Here is a 24463-nt window from a genome sequence, read left to right as displayed (position 1 = left end):
AATATATTGTTGATGTTAAATAAAAAAAGTAACAATAAAAAAACACTCCTCAACTGAGGAGTGTTTAGCAATGTTATTTTAATAACCGTCTGTTTGACCTATGTTTTTATCTAAATTTAAAGTCGTTTGTTTTACAGGTAATTGCCATTTCACTGAACTAGCAGGAAGAGTTTGAACAACTGAAGGGTTTCCTGAACCATCAGCTCTGTGTCCTTCTCCTGAGCGTTGAATACCTTGAGAGTATTTAGCAGGGATTCCAGATACACCTAAAAGACGTTTAAGAGTAAAGAAGCGATCTCCATTTTCAAAAGATAATTCTTTTCGTCTTTCTGTTATAATTGCTTCAAATAAATTATCACCTGATTCACCTCCTGTATATGAAGAGTATCTAGCATTTCTTAATATATTTAAAGTAGTTAAAGCATCTGCTTGGTTACCTGATAAATATTGAGCTTCTGCTAATGTTAATATAACATCTTCAACTCGTAAATAACGTCCATCATTTACTCCAGCATTATATCCGTCTTTACCTTGCATATATTTTTTTACGGCGTAAACAGGACCTTCCTCATCATAATTTTCTTGAGTAATAGTAATAATACTTGCATTATAACGTTCTAATTCTGTTTCTTGATTAAAAGATTCCGCAAAATCTTTATCTACAACATATTCAGCTCTAAAAGTTGCTGGAGTTAATCCTTGACTATAATTACCTCCAATAGCAATATCATTAGGTTTTGCAAAAGGTAAAACAAATAAAGCTCCTTCATTAGTTATACTTCTCCAAAAATCTTGTAAATTTTCTTTACTTGTAGGTGAAACACTATTTACGACTGGAGTAGCATATTCAATTACTTTTGAATAATTACCATTAAATAAATAAACTTTAGCTAAAATTCCTCTAACAGAATTTTGTGTTAATCTATATATACCATTTCCTGTAGGAGAATATCCTGTAGGTAAATTTGGTAGAGCCTTCTCTAAATCAGCAATAATTTTACTATATACCAATCCTATATTTTCTTCTCTAGAAGGTTCTGCTGTAAAATTAAATTCAGTTAAATATGCAATTCCTTGTGATGTTGAAGCATCTGCGGATTGTGTTGGTATTTTTGCAAATAATTTAGCTACTTCAAAATGTGCAATTGCTCTTAAAGCAATTGCTTCTGCTGTAACTCTTTTTCTAACATCACTGTCTGATGGTAAATTATCTATTTTAGATAATAAAAAATTAGCATCAGAAACAATTTTATATGAATTTTCATATAAAGAAGTTCCATTTGAATTACCTGTATAAATCCAATTCGAAGCATTGAAGTTTCCTCTACGTCCAAAAGGATTAAAAATTAAATTATCAGATAATAAATCACCTAAAATAACAATATCATTAGAACTTCCAGTATTACCATAAAGTCCATTAGTTCTAAAATCATTATAAACACCTAAAATTGCTGTCTGAAAATCAGATTCAGTTTTATAAAAATTTGATTGATCAATATCATTAGGAGATTCTAATTTTATGTCATCATCACTACAACTCGTTAAAGCTCCAGTAAATGTAAATGACATGGCAACTAATGATAGTAAAAATATATTTTTTTTCATTTTTTCTAAATATTAAAGTGAAACATTTACTCCTATAGAATATGTTCTTGTCATAGGATATCCAAATCCAGAGAATGAATTTGAAACATATCCAGCATCAGTTACTGCAGATGTTTCTGAAGACCCTGTTCCTTGAACTGGATTACCATGGTATTTAGTCCATAAACCTAAGTTTTGAATCTGAGCATAAATACGGAAAGATTTCACAGGTGTAGATTTTAAGATATCTTGCCCAAAAGTATATCCCACAGATAAGCTTCTAAATAATACATAATCACTTTTCTCTAAGAATTGAGTTGAAGCCATTATTCCATCTTCTGATGGTTTTGCAAATCGAGAATTATCACCTGGATTTCTCCAATAATTATTTGCTGACTTATCTCTATTCTGTGTATTCATAGTAGGATCTACTAACCATTCGTATACGTTATTATAAGAATACGCTCCTGCTGAATATGTAAAATCAGCATTCACATCAAACCCATATACTTTCGCATTTAATCCAAAACCACCAAAAACTTTTGGTAAAGGAGTTTTTCCAGTTGCAACAGCATCAGCTGATGAATATACATTTGTTATATTCCCATCTTTATCATAGTATAAATTATCTCCTGTTTGTGAGTCAACACCTGCATATCTTACAGCATAAAATTGATACGGAGCGTCTCCAACTCTATGAATAAAAGTGTTAGATCCTCCATCAACAAATAATTCACTTTTACCGTCATTTATGCTATTAACTTTATATTTTAACGTTGTTAAATTTCCATAAAGGGATAAATCAAAGTTTTTAGATTTTAAAACATCATAATTCAAATCAAATTCAAAACCATTAGTTGTTAATTGTCCTGCATTTAAAGTTGTTTTATAACCTCCTGCTGTAGGCGAATAGAATAAATCAAATAAAAAGTCTGATCGTTTATCTTGAAAATAAGCTGCTGATCCTGAAATAGTATTTTTCAGTAATGCAAAATCAACGCCTAAATTTAATTTTTTATTTACTTCCCAACTAGTATTTGGAGTAGCATAAAGTCTATTTCCATTTAAGTCTTCTCTAGGAGTAGCTCCAAATTGAGAATTATAGAAACCTAATTTCATTAAATTAAGATTAGAATAGATATCTAATGCAGAATCATCACCTACTTCTCCATAAGATCCTTTTAAAACTAAACTATTAATGATTTTATTACCTTTAAGGAATTCTTCTCTAGCTAAATCCCAACCAAGAGAAGCTCCCCAGAAAGTTCCATACATGTTATCCCATCCTGCTAATGAAGTTCCATCGCGTCTAACATACACATCTAACATATATTTACGATCATAATCGTAAGATAATGCTCCAATGTAACCAAATCGAGCAATTTGTTGTCTAGTTGTATATGAGCTTCCTTCTCCAACAATTTGTTGAGCAAGATTTTGTGTCATCAATATATTATTTGGAAAATTTCTTCCAGACATTAAAATTCTATAACGATTATCTTTTTGATATTCAGATGCAGCTGTAACGCGTAAATTATGTTTATCCCATTTATTTACATAATTAATTTCATTTCTCCAGTTATAATTTAAATTATCTCTAGAATTGTCTGTTTTAGATGCTGGGGATCCTAAAATACCTGCTAAATAAGTATTTGATCTACTAAAAATTTCTTGTTGTAAACGAACATAAGTTGCACCAAATGTAGTTCTTGCTGTTACATTTTTAAATAAATCTAATTCTAAGAATCCAGATCCATATAATTTAAATTGTCTTGTTCTATTGTATGATTTTTGCATTTCATCTAAAACAGGATAACCAGCACCATTGTTTGGATTATATATAGGATAACCATCTACGTCATATTGAACATTACCGTTAGCATCAAGAGTATAGATATTTCGATAAGGAGCCCCCATTAATGCAACATTAAAAGGTGATTGTCCATTAAATCTATCTCTAGGAGAATCTAATGTTTGATAAACACCATTCACATTTCCTCCATATCTAAATGATTCTGAAGCTTTACCATTAAAATTATACGATGATGTTATTCTTTCAAAACCTTTATAAAAATTAACAGCACCATTATCTTTATCATGACCAATACTGAAATTTTGACTTAAATCTCCTTGATTATTCGATATAGAAAAATAATTAGATGAAATTATACCATTACGATAAATTGCATCTTGCCAATTTGTATTTGTTTTAGATAGAGTTTCAATTTGAGTAGGAGACCATGCTAAACCTAAGGCATTATTTGAATCATACAATTCTCTTTGATAGCCCAATAATTCTTTTGAATTCATTAACTCAATGTTAGGTAAATCCATCATTGATGTCACTCCAATTCTTCCAGAATAAGAAACTACAACACCACCTTTTTTAGCAGACTTTGTTTTAATTATTACTACTCCATTTGCTCCACGAGCACCGTAAATAGCTAATTGAGAAGCTTCTTTCAAAACTTTCACATCTTCAATATCAGATGGGTTTATACTATTTACATCCGTAGCTGTCATATACGTTCCGTCAACAACATATAATGGAGATTTTACTCCTCCGTTTAATCCTAATGCTCCACGGATTGTAACATTGGCAGTACTTCCAGGTGCACCATTTTGTGCTTGAGAAACTAAACCTGAAACTTTCCCTCCAAGCATTTGATCGACAGATAAACTAGGATTGAAATCTTTAATTTGATCTGCTTTTACAATTGTTTGACCTGCTTTTTGAGGAGCTTCAAATATACTTGTAACTACTACCTCATCTAAATCTACATTTTCATCTGTACCAAATTTTAAAGCACCTAAATTAGTTGACGTAACTTTAAATTCTTTTCCATTAACAACTAAAGTATCCCCAACTTTAGCATCAATGTTGAAATTTCCATTTTCATCTGTAATTGCAGTTTTATTAGTTCCTTTTACAGTAACTTCTACATCAGACTCAGGGAAATTATTCGCATCGTTAACTACTCCCGTAACTTGAGCAAAAGCAATAGTTCCTAATCCTAGGAATGCTAAAAAGCTCAGAGATGTTAATCTTCTCCTCATAGTTTATTTTTTTATAACATTTTAAACAAAACTCTAACTTTTTTTTAAGAAAAAAAAATGTTAAATAATTTTTTTAATGTTAAATATTAAATTTACATTATTTAAATAAAATAATTATTGATACTTCAAAAAAAATACTAATAACAAAAAAACAATTAATTACAAATTAATCAATAATACTAATTAAGAAAAATATTATTTTTCAATAAAAATTTCATAAACATAATCTATAAAAAAGTTAACATAAAATTATGTTAACTATAAAATTTGAATAAAAATCTTAAATATTATTATATTTCATTAATAATTTAGTTTTGTTTAATAATAACCTATTTATAAACATGAGAAAATTTATTTTAATACTATTTAGAGTAGTAGTATCTATAATATCATTAGTAATCATTTATCTCTTTGCTATTATTATTTTACCTCTTTTTGGTATAAATAATAAAAAAGGGAAAAAATTGGATGACTCTATGTATATATATATTCTAACTAATGGAATGCATACTGATATCATTGTTCCTGTAAAAACAGATATTATGGATTGGTCCAAAATTATTCCTTATAGTGATACAAAATCTAAAAAACATTATGACAATATCGCATTTGGGTGGGGAGACAAAGGATTTTATCTCAATACTCCTGAATGGAGTGATTTAAAATTATCAACTGCAATTAATGCTGCATTTGGAATTGGATCAACAGCAATGCATGTAACTTTTTATAATGATATTTATCTAGGGGAAAATTGTAAGCAAATTAAAATATCTAAAGAAGATTATAAACAACTTGTAAATTATATCAAAAATTCTTTTGATTTAGATTCTAATAATAAAGTTAGATATATAAAAACTGATGCTTTATATGGGGAAAATGATTCTTTTTATGAAGCAAAAGGAACATATAGTATTTTTTATACATGCAATACATGGGCAGCAAATGCATTAAAACACGCAAATCAAAAAGCTCCTTTATGGACCGCTACACAACAAGGGATTTTTTATCATTACAGATAATTTTTTTTATTATTCATTTTCAAATAGTTGATGATAAAATAATAAAATCAAAGTATTTTTTTTAAGTTTTAGATTTGGAAGTAATAAAAAATCATTTATATTTGCATCACAATAAAGGAAACAAATTCCTCCTTAGCTCAGTTGGTTAGAGCATCTGACTGTTAATCAGAGGGTCCTTGGTTCGAGCCCAAGAGGAGGAGCAAAAAAAAGACAATCATTAGTTTGATTGTCTTTTTTTATTTATTAAAATTCAACTCTTTCTACATTTTTCAATTAATCAATTATATTTCAAACTTTTTGCCTTATATTTTTTAGTAAAATAAAACAACTAAAAATAAAAAATTGTATTATAAAGAAAATTAAACCCATTTTCCACCATGATGAAAAAATAGGATTTTCTAAATACGAAGCATTAACATGCGATTTATTCATGTAAGACATTATAGAAATAAGTATTCCGCAAAAGAAAGAAGAAAAAGCTATAACAATAATTCCAATGATTTTATTTTTCATAACTAGGTAATAGTATTTTTTGTATCACAATTATCAAACCAAAAGGCATTTAATCACAATATATCTTATTATTAAGATAACAAATATAATTTAGGAATTAATATTAAATTTTTTATTATAATCATTTTTTTCAATAATCGTATTCAGAATATTATTCTTCATTGAGATAATTTTAGCATTATAAAAAGTTATTAAAACTAAATAATTAATTTAAAAAAGATTAAATATCTTATTTTTTAAAATTTTACAACAATATATTTTGAATTATTAAATTTGTATAGACAAAATACAATTAATAAAACATGTGCACAACGCAAAAATTAAAAGTAGATACTGTAGGTAGTTTTTTACGTCCAGAAAAATTAAGAAATGCAAGAACTAAATTTGAAAACAATGAAATTTCTAAAGAAGAATTAGAAAAAATAGAGAATGAAGAAATTAAAAACATTGTTGAAAAACAAATTGAAGTTGGATTAGAAGCTGTAACTGATGGTGAATTTAGACAAAGTTACTGGCATTTAGATTTCTTTTGGGGATTTAATGGCGTTGAACACAATTTAATGGAAAGAGGTTATTTATTTCATGGAGAAGAAACAAGAAACGATTCAGCTCGTTTAACTGGAAAAGTATCTTTTTCTGAAAACCATCCATATTTAAAAGCTTTTTCATTCTTAAAATCTATTACTGATGGAAAAGTACAAGCAAGACAAAGTATTCCAGCTCCTGCTCAATTTTACGCAGAGTTAGTTCGTGAATCAAACGAAGAAAAAGTAAATCAATTTTACCCAAATAGAGAAGATTTATTTACAGATATATCTAAAGCGTATAGAGATACAATTTTAAAACTATATGAATTGGGTTGTAGAGATATTAAAATAGATGATTGTACATGGGGAATGTTATGTGACCAAAATTTTTGGAAAAACATGGCTGGAGATAATTATGATCCTCAAGAATTACAAGATATCTATTTAAAATTAAATAACGAAGCATTAAAAGATTTACCTGAAGATTTAAGAGTTTCTACTCATGTTTGTAGAGGTAATTACCATTCTACATGGGCGACTTCAGGAGGATATGAGCCTGTAGCTTCTACATTATTTGCAAAAGAAAATGTAGGAAATTTTTATTTAGAATTTGATGATGATCGTTCAGGTAACTTTGAGCCATTAAGACATGTACCTGCTAATAAAAATGTTGTTTTAGGATTAGTAACTAGTAAAAGTGCTACTTTAGAAAACAAGGAATCTATTATAGAAAGAATTAAAGAAGCAAGTCAATACATTCCTTTAGAACAATTAAGTTTAAGTCCACAATGTGGTTTTGCATCTACAGAAGAGGGAAATATTCTTACAGAGGAAGATCAATGGAAAAAAATTCGACTAATTCAAGAGATAGCGAAAGAAGTTTGGTCTTAATTTAAAATTGTTTACTAAACACCTAAATAACTATTAATTTCAGATAAATGACTTGTATTATTTAATATAAGTCATTTATTTTTTATCGAAATCATATTATAAATTAATGATTTACAAGCTATTTTATGAATAATATTATGTTTCATAAAATAGCTTATCGAATAAGTAAATAATATATTTCAATTTCGTAATTTTGTATAGTAGAATTTATTAGTAATAAATACAATTATATAAAATGTCAAACATTACATTTACAATGATTAAGCCTGATGCTGTTGCAAAAGGTCACATCGGAGATATCTTAAAAGATATTACAGACGCTGGTTTCAAAATCAAAGCAGCTAAAATGACTCAATTAGCAAAACAAGATGCTGAAGCATTTTATGCAATTCACAAAGAACGTCCTTTTTTCAATGATTTAGTTGAATTTATGACTTCTGGACCAATCGTTGCTGCCGTTTTAGAAAAAGATAATGCTGTTGCTGATTTCCGTACTTTAATTGGTGCTACAAACCCAGCTGAAGCTGCTGAAGGAACAATCCGTGCTAAATATGCTGAATCTATTGATGCAAATGCAGTACATGGTTCTGACTCTGATGAAAACGCTGCTATTGAAGCTGCATTTCATTTTGCTGCAAAAGAAATATTCTAATTAGTTTTTGTAAAAAACTATATTAAATAAATAACTTATCCTCTCAAAAATTTTGAGAGGATTTTTTTTACTTTAAAATTTCATTACCTTTAATTCAAATTCTAAATAATGAAAAAAGTAATTTTAGCATCCTTTGCAATTTTTTCCTTATCTGTAATAAGTTGTGAAAATAAAAATGAACAAGTAAAAAATGAACAAGAGGTAGTTGACTCTACAATGATAAAATTAGAAACAGGAAACGAACCTATTAATTACGAAGGAAAATACAAGGGAACAATTCCTTGTTTCGAAAAAGATTGTAAAGATGTAGAAATGGAAGTTGAATTACTTCCTCATCAAGGGTATGTTTATTCGACAAAACGAGTAGGAGTTGATAAAGAATTTTTGAAAACAACTGGAGTTTTTGAATACGAAAAAGACAGTAATACGATTGTACTACCTGAGATTGCAAACGTTCCAAACGGTTTTTCTATAGAAAAAGGAAAAATAGTTCAATTAAATAAAAATAGAGAAAAGATAGAAACTGCAGATTCTGCTAAATTTGTTTTGATAAAACAATAAAATTCTTTTTATAAAACTATACCATATAAAAATACTTCCCGAATAGAGAAGTATTTTTTTTCTTTTTTAAAAATAAATTGATTAACACATGAGGAGTATGCTTTTGTAAACCTACAATTATTCTTTGGTTTCTAGTTTAAGAAAACATTAAGTATAGATTAATTTTAATGAAAAATCAAATGAGTAATTGCATAAATAACAAGACCTACTAACCCTCCAACTAATGTCCCATTAATTCGAATAAATTGTAAATCTTTACCTACTTCTAATTCCAATTTTTCACTTAATTCTTTTCCTTCCCATTTATCAATTGTCCCACTAATCAATTCTTCAACTTCTTTTACATTTTTCAAAATCATTCGATAAATAAAATGTCTAATCCAACCGTTTATTTTATCAATCATTTCCTGATTATTATTAAGGTTATCCCTTAATTTCAAAATATTGTTGTGTACATAAACTTGTAATGTTGAATTATGATTATCAAAACTATCATTAAGATTTTGTTTTATAGAACTCCAAAAATCGGAAGCATAATCAATTAATTTTTCTTTTGTAATAAATTCATCACGAATTCCTTCTAATTTTTGTTTCCATTCAGGCGAATTTTTAATATCAGTAATACTCTCCTTTATCTTATTTTCTAAATTAATACGGATTGGATGATTTCTATCGGTTTCTATTTCATCCAAAAAACTTATTATTCCATCTATTACTCCTTTAGATATTTTTTTTCCTGCAAAAAATGAAATAACAGGATGTTTTTCATTGATTTTATCTTTGATAATTATATCGCTTTCTTGAATGTAGTTTTTTACTTTAGGGATTATATATTCTAAAAAATCGTCATGTTTCCCTTTTTCTAATACATATTCTAATCCTGATGAAACTAATTCAGACAAATTGAATTGTTGAAGAATTTCGTAACCTTTTACTGTCATAAAATCAACAACCGTTTTATCATCTAAATCATTCAGTATTTTTTTTACAAATAGAATTAATTCTTTTTGTAATAATTCTTGATTCTGTGTTTTATTCAACCAATCAGAGGCATATTTTACAACTTCTAATTTTTCTATATAAGGACGAATTGTTGATGGAGTTAAAAAATTTTCTGTTACAAATTGTCCTAAATTATCACCAATCGCATTTTTACTATTTTCAATAAGATTAGTATGTGGTATTTTAAGTCCTAAAGGATAACGAAAAAGTGCTGTTACAGCAAACCAATCTGCTAATGCACCAACCATTGCAGCTTCGGAAAAAGCCTCTACATAACCAATCCATTTTCTATTGGAATGTAAACCTAAATAAACCATTAAGAAATAAATACAAGCCATTAATAAAAATAACCCTGTAGCTATTGCTTTATGTTTTTGTAAACTTTTCTTTTTTTCTTGTTCAGTCATTATTCAATTTTCTTTTCGTATTAAGGTTCCTTAAAAACTACTATTGCTATATCTCCTATCTGAATTAATTGATTACTATGGTTCGTAGAAAAAAATCTTTTCAAGAAAGATAGTTCTCTGTGTGTAATTCCTAAAACATCAATTTTATTTCTTCTACAAAAGTTTATTAATCCAGTTTCTACATCTTCACTATTTTCTATTAGAATCTGAATACCCTGATAATTATTTTCCCAATATTCTTTCGTTGCTAGCATATCTTGGGTTAATAATTTATTTTCGACATGCACAATTTTTAATGTTGTATCATTTCTTGTTGTAAATCTCAACATTTCTTGGATAGCATGATTTTCTTTTTCATTAAAAAGTGTAGCATATGCAAAATTTCTTTCCTTTTTATAATGAACATTACTTGGTACAGCAAGAACAGGAACAGGAGAATTATTAATCACATTCACAGTATTTGAGCCAAATAGTTTCTTATCAAAACTATTTTCCCCGTTTGTTCCCATCACAACAAAATCTATATCATTTCTATCTATAATTTCTAAAATAGTTAATAATAAATCTCCAATAATCATACTAGATTCTATTTTCACATGTTCTAATCCATTATCTTTTGCTAGTTTAATTAAACCTTCTATATGAGAATTAAAGTTTTCCTCTATAATTTCAAGATGTTTTGTAAGACTTGAATGAATTGAAACTAATTTTATTTCAAAATTCAAAGCGTTTGCTAAATGAAGCGCATATAAGAATGCATTATTTGCTGTTTTAGAAAAATCTGTTGGAAATAGGATTTTAGTCATAATAATCGTTTTTAAGTAAATGGTCTTACTCAAATTTACAATTTAATATTTAGTTTAGAGAAATAAACGTTGTATAGATGTTTATTGTAAACACTTCATTTTTACTAACAACTCTATAAAAACAACTCAAAAATTAAAGATTTAAAATTATAAAAAGTTTAAAAAGCCTTATTTTTGTACAATATTAAATATTGTTGTTGAGGTTTTAAACTCGAAATTCATCAAGCAAGTCATTTTTCAAATAATCACAAAGAGAAGTTACATTGCGAATCGAGCTATATCAACGGAATATTTTTATAAAATAACTTTTGATATTTAAAATACAATTTTACAAAATGGCAATTCAAAAACCATCGATTCCTAAAGGAACAAGAGATTTTTCTCCTTTAGAAGTTAATCGTCGTCAATATATCATCAACACAATCAAAAAACAGTTTGTGTTATTTGGTTTTTCTCCAATAGAAACTCCATCTTTCGAAAACTTATCTACTTTAACTGGTAAATATGGGGAAGAAGGAGATCGTTTAATTTTTAAAATTCTTAACTCGGGAGATTATTTATCTAAAGTTGATGAACAATTATTGGCAGAAAAAAATAGCCAAAAAGTAATTTCAAAAATTTCAGAAAAGGCTTTACGTTACGATTTAACTGTTCCTTTTGCACGTTACGTTGTACAACATCAAAACGAAATAACATTTCCTTTCAAACGTTTTCAAATTCAACCCGTTTGGAGAGCAGATCGTCCACAAAAAGGACGTTTCCGTGAATTTTTTCAATGTGATGCAGATGTTGTAGGTTCTGATTCTTTATTGCAAGAAGTAGATTTTGTACAATTATATGATTCTGTTTTCACACAATTAAACGCTCCTGTAGAAATACACATCAACAACCGTAAAATATTATCTGGATTAGCAGAGGTTGCAGATATATCTGCACAATTAATCGATTTTACTGTTGCCTTAGATAAATTAGATAAAATTGGTGAAGAAGCTGTAAAAGAAGAAATGCGAGGAAAAGGTATTTCTGAACAAGCTATAGAAATTTTATCTCCTTTATTTTCGATGAATGGAGATTATAAAACACAATTTTCTCAATTAAAAGAAATTCTAAAATCATCTGAAACAGGATTAAAAGGAATCGAAGAATTAGAATTCGTTTTTGAAAATACAGAAAAATTAGGATTACAATCAGCTGATTTAATTCTTAATCTTACTTTGGCTCGTGGACTTGATTATTACACAGGTGCTATTTTTGAAGTAAAAGCTAAAATCGGAGAATTTTCTTCATCTATTGGTGGAGGTGGTCGTTATGACGATTTAACTGGAATCTTTGGATTAAAAGATATTTCTGGTGTTGGAATTTCTTTTGGATTAGATCGTATTTATCTTGTTTTAGAAGATAATAATCTTTTTCCTGCGTTAGAAGATTCAACAAACATTCAAGCTTTATTTATCAACTTTGGAGACAAAGAAGCTACAGAAGCTATGAAATTGGTAAAACAATTACGTTCACAAGGTATTAATACAGAAGTATATCCTGATGATGCTAAAATGAAAAAGCAAATGGGATATGCAGATAAAAAAGGAATTAAAAAAGTAATTCTTTTAGGAGAAAAAGAAATTGAAGAGCAAAAAGCAACAGTGAAGGATATGATTTCTGGAGAACAAACAGAAATTGCATTTTCAGATTTGGCTAATGCCTTATAATTGAAAGAAGTTCAATATATTTGCAAACTATTTAATTTAGAATATATAAAATGAGTTTATTAACAGTAGGTACAGTTGCCTTTGATAAGTTAGAGTCTCCATTTGGGAAAACAGACAAAATCTTAGGAGGTGCCGCTACATATATCGGAATGGCGTCTTCTTTATTAGGCGTTGATACAGCTATTGTTTCTGTAGTAGGAGGAGATTTTCCACAAGAATATATCGATTTATTAACTTCTAAAGGAATTAATTTAGATGGTTTAGAAATCGTAAAAGAAGGGAAAACATTCTTTTGGGAAGGAAAATACCACAACGATTTAAATACACGTGATACTTTAGTTACAGAATTAAATGTTTTAGAAACTTTTAATCCTATTGTACCACAAAATCGTAAATCTCCAGATGTTTTAATGTTAGGTAATTTACACCCATTAGTACAAAAAGGAGTTTTAACACAATTAGACAAACGTCCAGGATTAGTTGTTTTAGACACAATGAACTTTTGGATGGATTGTGCTTTACCAGAATTAATGGACGTTATAAAAGATGTTGATGTAATTTCTATCAATGATGAAGAAGCTCGTCAATTATCTGGAGAATATAGCTTAGTAAAAGCTGCTAAAAAAATCATGAATTTTGGGCCAAAAACTGTAATCATCAAAAAAGGTGAACATGGTGCTTTATTATTCCAAAATGATCAAGTTTTCTTTGCACCAGCTTTACCATTAGAAGATGTATTTGATCCTACAGGAGCTGGAGATACATTTGCTGGAGGTTTTTCTGGATACTTAGCAAAGACAAACGATTTTTCTTTTGATAACATGAAAAGAGCTATTGTTTATGGTTCTGCTTTAGCATCTGTTACTTGTGAAAAATTTGGTACAGAATCTTTACAAAATTTAGACAGAGAAGGATTAATCAATAGATTAAGAAAATTCCATGAATTAATGGATTTCTCAATTAATTTATAAGAATAATTAATTCTTAGAAATATATAAACCGTAGTAATATTATTTACTACGGTTTTTTTATGTTTTATTAAAATTGATTTATTGCAAATAAATTTATAAAAATATAGAAAATTTTACTTGATTATTTTCAATTGAGATATTTATATTATTATCTTTAATATCTATCATAAATACATGAAAATAAATAAAATAATATGAATAAAAGTTTTAAAATATATAAGTCTATGAAAATTGTATTTGCATTTTTATTTGCATTATTTATTTTACTGGCATGTAATAAATCTCAATTAAATTACATTGATTATTATAATAAAGTAAATGAGATAGATAGTATATATAGGTTTGCAAATCAACCGATATTAGCTGTAAAAAAATATAAAAAATTATTTAAGAAATATCCTCCAAAAAGTACTGAATATTTTAGAGAATATGAAACTTTTATTGTTCTATCTTAGAAGAATAATATAAAATTTGGTGGGAAAAAAAGTCTCATTAAATTAATTGATTTAATAGCTCCTTATTCTATGTTTGGTTTGGAAAAACAATATTACCCAATTTTTAATAAATATAAAATGGATAGTATAGATATAAAAAAACAATTACTTAAATGGGAAAATAATAAGAATCACATTCTTTTAGATTCTTTTTCTAATGCTATGATTAGGGATCAAATGTATAGAAGTGGTAAAAATGCAGATTGGGATGAAGTTCTTAAACAAGATAAAAAAAATACTAATCTATTAAAATGGACTTTTGAAAATTATGGATATCCTTCTATTTATAAAATAGGCTTTGGAAAAGATAAAAATAATCAAATTGTTATGAACGCTTTATTTTTACATATGGCTGAATCGACAGAATACCCTTTATTAAAACAAAATTTATATAAATATGTAAAAAGTGGAGACTGCCCTCCAGAGATATACGCCTCAATGATTGATAGATATGAATCAAGAAATAATAATAAGTTAATTTTTGGTGAATACCGCCTATTTATGGATGATACATATTTGGATTCAGTGAAAATAAATGCAAATAGAAAAAGTATTGGTCTTCCAAGTTTAAAACACAAAGACAAATTAATTAAAGATCATTATAAATTTAAAAACTTATTAAAATAATTATTATTCATATTAACTGAGTGAATATTTACTTGTTAAAAACTCAGTACAAAATCTTTACAAAATTTATATAAAAAATTGTTAATCGATTGATTAACATAGATCTATAAATTAGTGGATTTCTCAATTAATAAATAAGACTAGCTCATAATGAATACAAGAAGCATAATGGTAACCAATAAATAAAAATTAAATTTATTTTAAGTATTCTAAAATAAATTTTTCTATCTTTTTATGATCACTTCCAAAACTTCTTTCAATTATTTCACCTTTATTATTTACTAAAATTAAATATGGATATCCATAAATATTTAACTTATTCAGAATTTCGTTTTTTTCATCAAAATAGTTTTTCCAAATAATATTATTATCATTTAAGATTTTAACCGCGAGGTCTTGTCTTTTAGCTCCTTTTTCATCTGCTATATTTATTATATTTAGACCACTTTTATTAAACTTTCTATATAGATTAACTAACTCTGGAAATCTTTTTATACACGGAGCACAAGTTGTAGACCAATAATCAATAAGAGTTAGTTTATTTTCTTTAAAAGAATCCTTACTTAAGGTAATATCTTTTAAATTAATAGTAGGAAAATAATTTCCTATTTTTGTTTCTTCATCAATCTTAATAAGGTCAATTAATTTCTGATAAGAATTAGATTCTTTTACTTTTTTTGAAAATAAATTCAACAAGCTTTTATAAGTTCCATTATAACCATTTTTACTATAATCAAAAGCAATTTCCCAAAAAGCTACAAAGGAATTAGGATTTTTCTTTATATAATTTTCTATTGATTCAAAATTAAAATTATTATTTAATACTTTTCTAAGTTCTAAAAATTCTAAATTACTTTTATTTGAAGATTTTACTGTAAGAGAATTATTATTACTATAAATATTAATAATTTGATTTCCTTCTTCTACAAAAAAAATATTAGACACGAAATATGATACCTCAGTATTAGGTTTAATAATTATTAATGGTGTAGGATTTGAAATGTTCCCGAATATCTTATTTTCATTATTTAACTTTAATATAGATATTTCAGGTATAGGTATTTTTACATATTTACTTTCTTTAAAAGAAATATCAAAAAGACTCTGAAAGTTATTTTTTCCATCAGGAATACTTATTAATATAGAATCATCTTTAAATTTTTCTTCAAAATTTAATTTCAAAGAAAAATTTGTATTTTGACTGTAAACTTTAAAAGTTGAAATGAATAACATAATTGTTATTACAGTAAATCTAATATTCATAAATACTTGCAAATAAATTAAATATATACTATTATTTTTTAACAATCAAATTTAATCAAAACAAAAACCCTACAAAATGTAGGGTTTATTATTTCGGAAATACATTCAGTATCTACAAATATTTTATTTAACAGCTGTAATTTTTCCATTCATAGAACCAAAATGTCCCGGGAAAGAACATAAAAAATCATAAGTTCCTGGCTCTAAAGTAAATTTTATTTGATCATTCTCTTTACCACCTAATAGTTTGGTATGAGCTATAATTTCACTTTGTAAGTCTGTAGGAATATAATCCGTTGCTTTAGCAGAAACTGCATCACTAGCGAATGCAGATGCATCAGAACCTGGTTTTAATAATACAAAATTATGTCCCATTGCTTCTTTAGACATCTCTCCAGAATTCATAAATATCAATGTAACTTCTTCACCTGCTTTTACAGTAAAATCCGTTTTATCGAAACGCATATCATCCCCAGCTTTCAAAACAATATGATTGTTTGTTGCAACAGCTGGTGTAGCTTCAGCTTCGTTACTATCTGTAGCTGTGCTATAATCAATTTCGGGTTGAGTTGAGTCTGCTTTTTTAGATTCTCCACAACTCATAATAAATAGAGCTGTGCAACTAAGTAAAAATAGTTTTTTCATAATCAATCTATATTTTCATAAAGATAATGATTTTGAATCACTCAAAAAATTAGAATGAATAAGAATACCTATGATTTTAGCCAGATATATTTTATTATTAAATTGATAAATTCCTAAGGAATATCAAGGTATTTATGTGTCTGTAAAGAATATCTCCATTTCGGATTTTCTTTTACATAATCTACAATCAAAGGAAGGTTTTTTTCTCGTTTACTCCATTCAGTTTGTAGGAAAAGAGTACAATCTTCACCAACACGTGCAGCTTGTTCTTCAGCAAATTTAAAATCATGATTATTAAAAATAATACATTTCAATTCATTTGCAGCCTCACAAACCTCATCCAATGGTAACATCATTTTTTTAGGAGATAAACATACCCAATCAATTTCTCCACTCAATGGGTAAGCACCAGAAGTTTCTATGTGTATACGAGCACCTTTTTCGTGTAATTTTTTAGTCAAGTAAGTCAAATCCCACATCAAAGGCTCTCCACCAGTAATAATGATGGTTTTTGCTTGCGAAGTAGCAAGCTCAACCAACTCATCAACATTTGTTAAGGGATGCTTTTCAGCATCCCAACTATCTTTTACATCGCACCAATGACAACCTACATCGCAACCACCCAAACGAATAAAATATGATGCAACACCTGTGTACATTCCTTCCCCTTGAATGGTATAGAAATGCTCCATAACAGGTAATAATTTTCCGTTTTCTAGTAAACTTTGCTCTTCTGCAGTTGTAGATGCAATGTGTATCATAATATTTTTATTTTTTTCTTCTATCGTATGCTAATAATGTATTTTTTAACAACATAGCACGTGTCATCGGCCCAACTCCACCAGGAACAGGCGTTATCCAAGATGCTTTTTCTTTCACGTTATCAAAATCTACGTCACCAGCTAGTACAAATCCTCTTGGATTAGATGAATCATCTACACGAGTAATTCCTACATCTATAATAACAGCACCATCTTTTATCATGTCTGCCTTCAAGAAACCAGGAACTCCTAATGCTGTAATCACAATATCAGCTTCTTTTGTAAATTGTTCTAAATTTTCTGTTTTCGAGTGTGTCAATGTAACCGTACTGTTTCCAGGATTACCATTTTTACTCATCAAGATACTCATAGGGCGACCAACAATACGAGAACGTCCTATAACTACCGTATGTTTCCCAACAGTATCTATTTTATATCTTTCCAACATTTCCATAATTCCAAATGGAGTTGCTGGTAAAAAAGTTTCCATTTCCAAGGCCATTTTTCCAAAATTCATTGGGTGAAAACCATCAACATCTTTGTTAGGATCAATTGCGTTAATAACTGCCTCCTGATTGATATGCTTTGGTAATGGCAATTGCACGATGAAACCATCTAATGTATCATCATTATTCCATTTTTCTATTTCTGCAATTAATTCTTCTTGAGAAATAGTATCTGGCAAGCGAAGTTCTGATGATTCATAACCTACGAATTGACAATCTTTTATTTTATTGTCTACATAAGTTTGAGAAGCACCGTTACTTCCTACTAATATCGCACCCAAATGTGGCACTCTTTGTCCTTGATTCTTGTAGCTTTCAACTAACTCTTTAATCTCTTCTTTGATTTCTTTTGCTAGTTTAATACCATTTAAAGTTTGCATTGTTTTTTTGTTCTGTTTGTGCAAAGATACATACAAATTAGAAAAAACGCTACGAGAAGTTATTTTAGAATTTTTCTTTTAATTTTTTACCGTTATTCAACGTCAGTACAAAAGTTTTTCAGTGATTATGTTGTTATGTTTATAAAATTATCAAGTTCTAGTTTCTAATTTCTAGTTTCGTACTCCTAACTTCATAATTCAAAATTCGTACTTCTAAATTTCCTTAAGTTGGGCGTTCCCTTCGGTCGGGCTTTTCGTTACAATCTTTTTCTGAGGAAAAAGGATTTTAACTGCAATCCCTAACGCAATTCGTTATATAAAAGTTTTAAGCTATTTCTAAAAACATAATTCTGAAAATTAATCACCTGAATATATATATTTTGAACTTGCAACATGGATTGCAACGGCATCCTTTTGCGAGCGATTTAGCGAACAAAAGATATAGTGGAAAGCCATATTAGTTGCCAAAAAAATAAAACAAAAAATCCCCGATAAATCGGGGATTGAAATATTATAAATAATTGGTTATTTATATTCCGTCAACAATTGCATTTAATGTAGCAGATGGACGCATTGCAGAAGTTGTTTTAGCAAAATCTGTTTTGTAGTAACCACCAATTTCTTGAGGTTGACCTTGCGCAGCAATTAACTCTTCGTTAATTTTTGCTTCATTTTCTTGCATTGCTTTTGCAACAGGAGCAAATTTAGTAGCTAAATCAGCATCTTTTGTTTGATTTGCTAATGCTTCTGCCCAGTACATTGCTAAGTAGAAATGAGAACCACGGTTATCGATTGTTCCTAATTTACGACCTGGAGATTTATCTGTTGCTAAGAATTTTGCATTAGCTTCGTCTAAAGCATCTGCTAAAGTTTGAGCTTTTGCGTTTCCTTGTGTTTGAGATAAATGCTCTAAAGATGCTTGTAATGCTAAGAATTCTCCTAAAGAATCCCAACGTAAGTATCCTTCTTCGATAAATTGCTCGATATGTTTTGGAGCTGAACCTCCTGCACCAGTTTCGAATAATCCACCTCCGTTCATTAATGGAACGATAGATAACATTTTCGCTGAAGTTCCTAATTCTAAAATTGGGAATAAATCTGTTAAGTAATCACGTAAAACGTTTCCAGAAACAGAAATAGTATCTTTACCTTCTCTTGCACGACTTAATGTTTCTTTCATTGCATCTTTTACATCAAGAATACGAATATCTAATCCTGTTGTATCGTGATCTTGTAAGTATTTTTCTACTTTTTTGATGATTTGTTGATCGTGAGCTCTTCCTTTGTCTAACCAGAAAATTGCAGGAGTATCAGATAATCTAGCTCTGTTTACAGCTAATTTAACCCAATCTTGAATAGGAGCATCTTTAGTTTGACACATTCTGAAGATGTCAGATGCTTCAACTTTTTGCTCTAATAATACATTCCCGTTTGCATCTTCCACTTTGATAGTTCCGTTTGCTGGAGCTTGGAAAGTTTTGTCGTGAGAACCATATTCTTCTGCTTTTTGAGCCATTAAACCAACGTTTGGTACAGAACCCATAGTTGTTGGATCTAATGTTCCGTTTTCTTTCATGTCATTTACAACAGCTTCGTAGAAACCAGCGTAAGAACGATCTGGAATAATAGCTACAGTATCTTCTTCTGCACCATCTTTGTTCCACATTTTTCCTCCGTTTCTTACTAAAGCAGCCATAGAAGCATCAACGATAATGTCTGATGGTACATGGAAGTTCGTAATTCCTTTGTCAGAATTTACCATTGCTACACGTGGTCCTTCTGCTAATGCAGTTTCAATTGCAGCTTTGATTTCTGCTTCTTGAGGTTGACCTGTAATTTTATCTAATAATCCAGCTAAACCGTTATTTGGATTAATATCTAACGATTTGAAAGTATCTGCATATTTAGCAAAAACATCTTTGAAGAAAGTTTCTACAATAGCACCAAACATAATAGGATCAGATATTTTCATCATTGTTGCTTTTAAGTGAGCAGACAATAATACATTTTTATCTTTTGCTTCTTGAATAGCTTCTTTTACAAAAGATTTTAATGAATTTAAATTCATTACAGAAGAATCAATAACTTCTCCAGCTTTTAATGGAGCAGCAGTTTTAAGAACTTTTTCTTCTCCGTTATCTCCGTAAAATTTGATTGTATATTCAGTTGCGTTTTCTAAAGTTGTAGAAGTTTCAGTACCGTAGAAATCTCCACTTGTCATGTAAGCAACTTCAGTTTTACTGTCTTTTGCCCAAGCACCCATTTTGTGAGGATTAGCTTTTGCATAATTTTTAACAGCTTTTGGAGCACGACGATCCGAATTTCCTTCACGTAATACTGGGTTTACTGCAGAACCTAAAACTTTTCCGTAACGAGCTTTAATTTCTTTTTCTTCCTCTGTTTTTGGTTCAGATGGATAGTTTGGTACAGCAAAACCTTTTGCTTGTAATTCAGCAATTGCAGCATCTAACTGAGGAGCAGAAGCTGAAATATTTGGTAATTTTATAATATTAGCTTCTGGAGTAGATGCTAATGTCCCTAATTCTGCTAAAGCATCAGGAATTCTTTGATCTTCTTTTAAAAATTCAGGAAAGTTTGCTAAAATACGTCCAGCTAAAGAAATATCTGGAACTTCAATTGTAATATCAGCTGTTTTAGTGAATCCTTGTACAATTGGCAAAAAAGAATGTGTTGCCAACATCGGAGCTTCATCCGTAAGTGTGTAATGAATTTTTGACATTATGCTTTAAATTTTTTTGAGATTATTCATCATGAATAACCAATTAAAAATAAATTTTTCATTTATCATTTGCAGTAACTACAAACTTTACAAATATATAAAATTTGATAGACTTTAACACTGACACAAGTACATCATTTGCATTAATTTTACCAATATGTATTTACAAATTTTGATAAAAATACAAGTTGATAATATTTTAAAATAAAATTGTTCAAATCGATAATTTATTGATTTGATAATTTCTAAATTGATTTAAATCTTGATTAAAAAAAATATGTTGAAGTTATTTAAAATCAAAAAAAAATAAACTTTCTTATTTTAGCAAAAAAAATTTGAAACAAAATTTGACAACCATCGTTTTTTATAATGTAGAAAATTTTTACTCAAAATATTCTGAAGATTCGTTTCTACCTAGCAATTTTAATAAATGGAAAGAAAGTAGATACGATAAAAAAGTAAACCAAATCGCTTTTTGTTTATCAAAAATTGGAAAAACTGAAACTGATGAGCTTCCTTCCGTGATTGGATTAGCAGAAATTGAAAATAATGATGTTTTAGAAGATTTAGTGAATAATGATTATTTGAAACATGGAAAGTATAAAACACTTATTTACGAATCTTTAGATGAACGCAAGATCAATGTAGGGTTAATTTATCGTGAAGAACATTTTAAAGTTGAAGAAAGTGAACCAATTCGATTTGTTTTTAAAGATCAAAATGATATAAAAACTTATACTAGAGATGTATTATATGTAAAAGGAAAGTTATTTAATCAACAGATACATTTTTTTATCCTACACTTACCTTCAAAAATTGATAAAGAAATCAACCAATTTAAAAGACAATCAATCTTAAATTCTCTGAGAAAAAGAATTAATAATATACTAACCGAAAATTTTTCTGAAAAAATTATCATTATGGGAGATTTTAATGATTCCCCTACAACAGATGATATAATTCAAGAATTAAACACAAGATCTAAACAAGAAGAGGTAAACAGAAAAGAATTGTATAACCCTATGGTATATATACAGTCATATAAAAGAGGTTCTTTGGTTTTTAAAAAACAATGGATGTTATTCGATCAACAACTTTTTTCAAATGATTTTTTAAAACAAAATTCAACGTTAAAATATATAAAAACAGAAATTTTTGATGCTAGCTTTTTGAAGAATAGTAACGGAAAATCAAATGGTTTACCATATAGAACATATGTTGGTAGAAAATATTTCGGTGGATATAGTGATCATTTTCCCATTTATACCATTTTAAAATATTAAATTTGTACTCGGTATAATTTATTAGAAAAGTGAGATCTCAGGAAAATGGTCCAATAAAAATTGATGGAATTGACAAGATGATTCTTAATGCCTTTATGGAAAATGCAAATATTCCTGTATCTCAATTAGCAAGAGATTTAGGAATTTCCAACACTGCAGTTCATCAACGTATTAAGAAACTAGAAACTTCTGGTGTAATCAATTCTACGAAGGTTATTGTTAATCCTAATGTTTTAGGATATTCTACAATGTCTTTTGTTGGTGTTTTCATGAACAAACCATCATCTTATAAATTAGTTCTAAATTCTTTAGAGGAAATCCCTGAAGTTATAGAAGCTCATTTCACAACTGGGAATTATGGTATTTTCTTAAAAATATTATGTAGAGATAATTTACATTTAATGAATGTTTTAAATCAAAAAATTCAACAAATTGAAGGAGTCACTCGAACAGAAACAATAATATCTTTAGAGCAACCGATAGTTAGACAAATAAAACTTTAATATACAAATGAATATTAATAAATATTTAGATTCAACGTATCTTAAAACACCTGAACAAGCAGGTATTTCAAATTCAGATACATTAGATTTGGTACACGAGCTAGCTCAAGAGGCTATTGATAATAGTATCTATGCTGTAATGATTCGTCCAGATTATGTGCGATCTGTACGCGAATTATTAAATACAAAGAAATCAGATGTAATTTTAGGTACTGTTATAGGGTTTCCTGAAGGTTCTTTTGATTTAAATGAAAAATTAAGAGAAGCTCAGAGAGCAATTGCAGATGGAGCAGACGAATTAGATTTTGTAATCAATTACGAAGCTTTCAAAAAAGGAAATATAGAAACTGTTAAAGAAGAAGTAGAGACTGCAACATCTATTGTTTTACGTGAAGGTAAAATAATTAAATGGATTATTGAAACTGCAGCTTTAACAGACCAACAAATTATTCAAATTACACAATTAATAAGAGATATTGTTTTGGATAAAATAGGGGAAGAAAATGCTGCCAAAGTATTTGTTAAATCTTCTACAGGTTTTTATATCACTCCGAATGGAGAACCAAATGGAGCCAATGAGCATGTTATCAAATTAATGCTAGACAATGCAGGTCCACTACCAGTAAAAGCTTCTGGTGGTGTAAAATCAAAAGAAGAAGCTGAAAAAATGATATCTTTAGGAGTTCATAGAATTGGAACTTCTTCTGCTTTAGCCATTATAAAAGGTAAAACAACAAAAGAAGGTTATTAATATAATTCTACTTTAAAATTTATAAAAGATGTATATTATGAAATACTTATTTCGAATGTACATCTTTTTTTATTCTCTTAATATAAACAGATGGTGATTCATTCATAATCTGTGTAAATATAGTTGTAAACGTACTATGAGAAGAATAACCACAATCACTTGCTAAGTAAGTAATTTTTGTTTTAATGTAATTAGGTTCATTCAATAATCTATTCGTAATATAACTAATTCTCAATTCATTTAAATAAGAATTAAACTGTTTATTTCTATGAATTTTTATTATTTCAGATAGATATTTTGTGTTAGTATTAAATTGTTTAGAAAGAGAGTTTAGATTGACATCCTTTTTTATAAAACCTTTGTTTTTTTCAAAAAAATCTAATTTTCTTAAAATTTCTTTTTCAGTTTTAGATGAAATATTAATTGTCGGATAAACTTCCTCTTGAGGAACAGTTTCATTAAGAAGTTTTTTAGGCTCTTCAATATTTTTTTTATCAACAGGAAGTACCTTATTTTCTTCTTTAATTATTTTTACATCATCTAACGCATCTAATTCTTCATTATTTATAACTATTAAATTAGTTTTCTTTTTTTTTAAAAAAATATAAAAAACTATACTTAAAACAATTATTAATAAAATTATTCCAATTACGATACTAATTGTACTTTCCATCTTCATTTTTTAGAATCAAACAATTTTGAAACTAAGATAGTACAGATATTACAAATAAAAAAAAGACAATCAAACTAATGATTGTCTTTTTTTGCTCCTCCTCTTGGGCTCGAACCAAGGACCCTCTGATTAACAGTCAGA

Annotated in this window: 21 protein-coding genes and 1 tRNA gene; 12 read left to right on the top strand and 10 right to left on the bottom strand. The window is 28.1% G+C overall.

Features of this window, described 5'->3' with window-relative positions:
- Positions 1 to 78 precede the first annotated feature (78 nt).
- Together RT575_RS12075 and RT575_RS12070 are read right to left on the bottom strand one after the other, a co-directional pair.
- Positions 79 to 1605, bottom strand: a complete 1527-nt coding sequence (locus RT575_RS12075; protein ID WP_313581168.1) for a RagB/SusD family nutrient uptake outer membrane protein — start codon at positions 1603 to 1605, stop codon at positions 79 to 81.
- 12 nt (positions 1606 to 1617) lie between these two features.
- Positions 1618 to 4641, bottom strand: coding sequence for a SusC/RagA family TonB-linked outer membrane protein (locus RT575_RS12070; RefSeq protein ID WP_313581166.1), 3024 nt, complete (start codon positions 4639 to 4641; stop codon positions 1618 to 1620).
- Positions 4642 to 4982: 341 nt separating this feature from the next.
- On the opposite strand from RT575_RS12070, the gene RT575_RS12065 reads away from it, so the two are divergent.
- The 5 genes from RT575_RS12065 (at position 4983) to RT575_RS12045 (ending at position 8804) form a co-directional block, all read left to right on the top strand.
- Positions 4983 to 5660: a TIGR02117 family protein gene (locus RT575_RS12065; RefSeq protein WP_313581164.1), complete on the top strand. Its 678-nt coding sequence runs from the start codon at positions 4983 to 4985 to the stop codon at positions 5658 to 5660.
- 126 nt (positions 5661 to 5786) lie between these two features.
- Positions 5787 to 5860, top strand: a tRNA-Asn gene (locus RT575_RS12060).
- Between the two features lie 615 nt (positions 5861 to 6475).
- Complete coding sequence (locus RT575_RS12055; protein WP_313581163.1) at positions 6476 to 7591, top strand: 5-methyltetrahydropteroyltriglutamate--homocysteine S-methyltransferase; 1116 nt, start codon at positions 6476 to 6478, stop codon at positions 7589 to 7591.
- Positions 7592 to 7826: 235 nt separating this feature from the next.
- Positions 7827 to 8243 carry a nucleoside-diphosphate kinase gene (locus RT575_RS12050; RefSeq protein WP_313385010.1) on the top strand — a complete coding sequence of 139 codons (417 nt, stop codon included), beginning with the start codon at positions 7827 to 7829 and terminating at the stop codon, positions 8241 to 8243.
- A 108-nt stretch (positions 8244 to 8351) separates the two neighbouring features.
- Positions 8352 to 8804: a copper resistance protein NlpE N-terminal domain-containing protein gene (locus RT575_RS12045; RefSeq protein ID WP_313581162.1), complete on the top strand. Its 453-nt coding sequence runs from the start codon at positions 8352 to 8354 to the stop codon at positions 8802 to 8804.
- Positions 8805 to 8968: 164 nt separating this feature from the next.
- Here RT575_RS12045 and RT575_RS12040 read toward each other — a convergent pair whose 3' ends face one another.
- Together RT575_RS12040 and RT575_RS12035 are read right to left on the bottom strand one after the other, a co-directional pair.
- Complete coding sequence (locus tag RT575_RS12040) at positions 8969 to 10213, bottom strand: DUF445 domain-containing protein (RefSeq protein ID WP_313581160.1); 1245 nt, start codon at positions 10211 to 10213, stop codon at positions 8969 to 8971.
- Between the two features lie 20 nt (positions 10214 to 10233).
- Entirely contained in the window at positions 10234 to 11019 is a 786-nt protein-coding gene (locus RT575_RS12035; RefSeq protein ID WP_313385006.1) for a universal stress protein, read from the bottom strand.
- 335 nt (positions 11020 to 11354) lie between these two features.
- Between RT575_RS12035 and hisS the strand changes: the two genes are divergently transcribed.
- From hisS to RT575_RS12015, 4 genes are all read left to right on the top strand, one after another.
- Positions 11355 to 12725, top strand: coding sequence for a histidine--tRNA ligase (gene hisS, locus RT575_RS12030; RefSeq protein WP_313581158.1), 1371 nt, complete (start codon positions 11355 to 11357; stop codon positions 12723 to 12725).
- Positions 12726 to 12775: 50 nt separating this feature from the next.
- Complete coding sequence (locus tag RT575_RS12025) at positions 12776 to 13696, top strand: PfkB family carbohydrate kinase (RefSeq protein WP_313581156.1); 921 nt, start codon at positions 12776 to 12778, stop codon at positions 13694 to 13696.
- A 224-nt stretch (positions 13697 to 13920) separates the two neighbouring features.
- Positions 13921 to 14151, top strand: a complete 231-nt coding sequence (locus RT575_RS12020) for a hypothetical protein (RefSeq protein ID WP_313581155.1) — start codon at positions 13921 to 13923, stop codon at positions 14149 to 14151.
- Between the two features lie 117 nt (positions 14152 to 14268).
- Positions 14269 to 14817 (top strand): hypothetical protein, encoded by a 549-nt coding sequence (locus tag RT575_RS12015; RefSeq protein ID WP_313581153.1) that lies wholly within the window; start codon positions 14269 to 14271, stop codon positions 14815 to 14817.
- A gap of 195 nt (positions 14818 to 15012) precedes the next feature.
- Here the strand turns inward: RT575_RS12015 and RT575_RS12010 are convergent, their stop codons facing one another.
- From RT575_RS12010 to RT575_RS11990, 5 genes are all read right to left on the bottom strand, one after another.
- A complete protein-coding gene (locus RT575_RS12010) occupies positions 15013 to 15999 on the bottom strand; it encodes a TlpA disulfide reductase family protein (protein WP_313581151.1) in 987 nt (328 codons plus the stop codon).
- Positions 16000 to 16203: 204 nt separating this feature from the next.
- Positions 16204 to 16725 (bottom strand): plastocyanin/azurin family copper-binding protein, encoded by a 522-nt coding sequence (locus RT575_RS12005; protein WP_313581149.1) that lies wholly within the window; start codon positions 16723 to 16725, stop codon positions 16204 to 16206.
- Between the two features lie 113 nt (positions 16726 to 16838).
- Complete coding sequence (locus RT575_RS12000; protein WP_313581147.1) at positions 16839 to 17486, bottom strand: 7-carboxy-7-deazaguanine synthase QueE; 648 nt, start codon at positions 17484 to 17486, stop codon at positions 16839 to 16841.
- Between the two features lie 7 nt (positions 17487 to 17493).
- Positions 17494 to 18372 carry a bifunctional 5,10-methylenetetrahydrofolate dehydrogenase/5,10-methenyltetrahydrofolate cyclohydrolase gene (locus tag RT575_RS11995; RefSeq protein ID WP_313581146.1) on the bottom strand — a complete coding sequence of 293 codons (879 nt, stop codon included), beginning with the start codon at positions 18370 to 18372 and terminating at the stop codon, positions 17494 to 17496.
- A gap of 529 nt (positions 18373 to 18901) precedes the next feature.
- Positions 18902 to 21112, bottom strand: a complete 2211-nt coding sequence (locus tag RT575_RS11990) for an NADP-dependent isocitrate dehydrogenase (protein ID WP_313581144.1) — start codon at positions 21110 to 21112, stop codon at positions 18902 to 18904.
- A gap of 335 nt (positions 21113 to 21447) precedes the next feature.
- Here RT575_RS11990 and RT575_RS11985 point away from each other — a divergent pair, with 335 nt between their 5' ends.
- From RT575_RS11985 to deoC, 3 genes are read left to right on the top strand one after another with little or no spacing between them, the layout of a single operon-like run.
- Positions 21448 to 22395, top strand: a complete 948-nt coding sequence (locus RT575_RS11985; RefSeq protein ID WP_313581142.1) for an endonuclease — start codon at positions 21448 to 21450, stop codon at positions 22393 to 22395.
- Between the two features lie 29 nt (positions 22396 to 22424).
- Positions 22425 to 22898 carry an Lrp/AsnC ligand binding domain-containing protein gene (locus RT575_RS11980; RefSeq protein WP_313581140.1) on the top strand — a complete coding sequence of 158 codons (474 nt, stop codon included), beginning with the start codon at positions 22425 to 22427 and terminating at the stop codon, positions 22896 to 22898.
- A gap of 7 nt (positions 22899 to 22905) precedes the next feature.
- Positions 22906 to 23649 (top strand): deoxyribose-phosphate aldolase, encoded by a 744-nt coding sequence (deoC, locus tag RT575_RS11975; protein ID WP_313384988.1) that lies wholly within the window; start codon positions 22906 to 22908, stop codon positions 23647 to 23649.
- Between the two features lie 46 nt (positions 23650 to 23695).
- Here the strand turns inward: deoC and RT575_RS11970 are convergent, their stop codons facing one another.
- Positions 23696 to 24328 carry a helix-turn-helix transcriptional regulator gene (locus RT575_RS11970; RefSeq protein ID WP_313581138.1) on the bottom strand — a complete coding sequence of 211 codons (633 nt, stop codon included), beginning with the start codon at positions 24326 to 24328 and terminating at the stop codon, positions 23696 to 23698.
- Positions 24329 to 24463 lie beyond the last annotated feature (135 nt).

Source organism: Chishuiella sp. (genome assembly GCF_032109125.1).
GTDB lineage: Bacteria > Bacteroidota > Bacteroidia > Flavobacteriales > Weeksellaceae > Empedobacter.
Note: the sequence above shows the minus strand (reverse complement) of the source record. Positions and strands in the feature narration are given on the sequence as shown.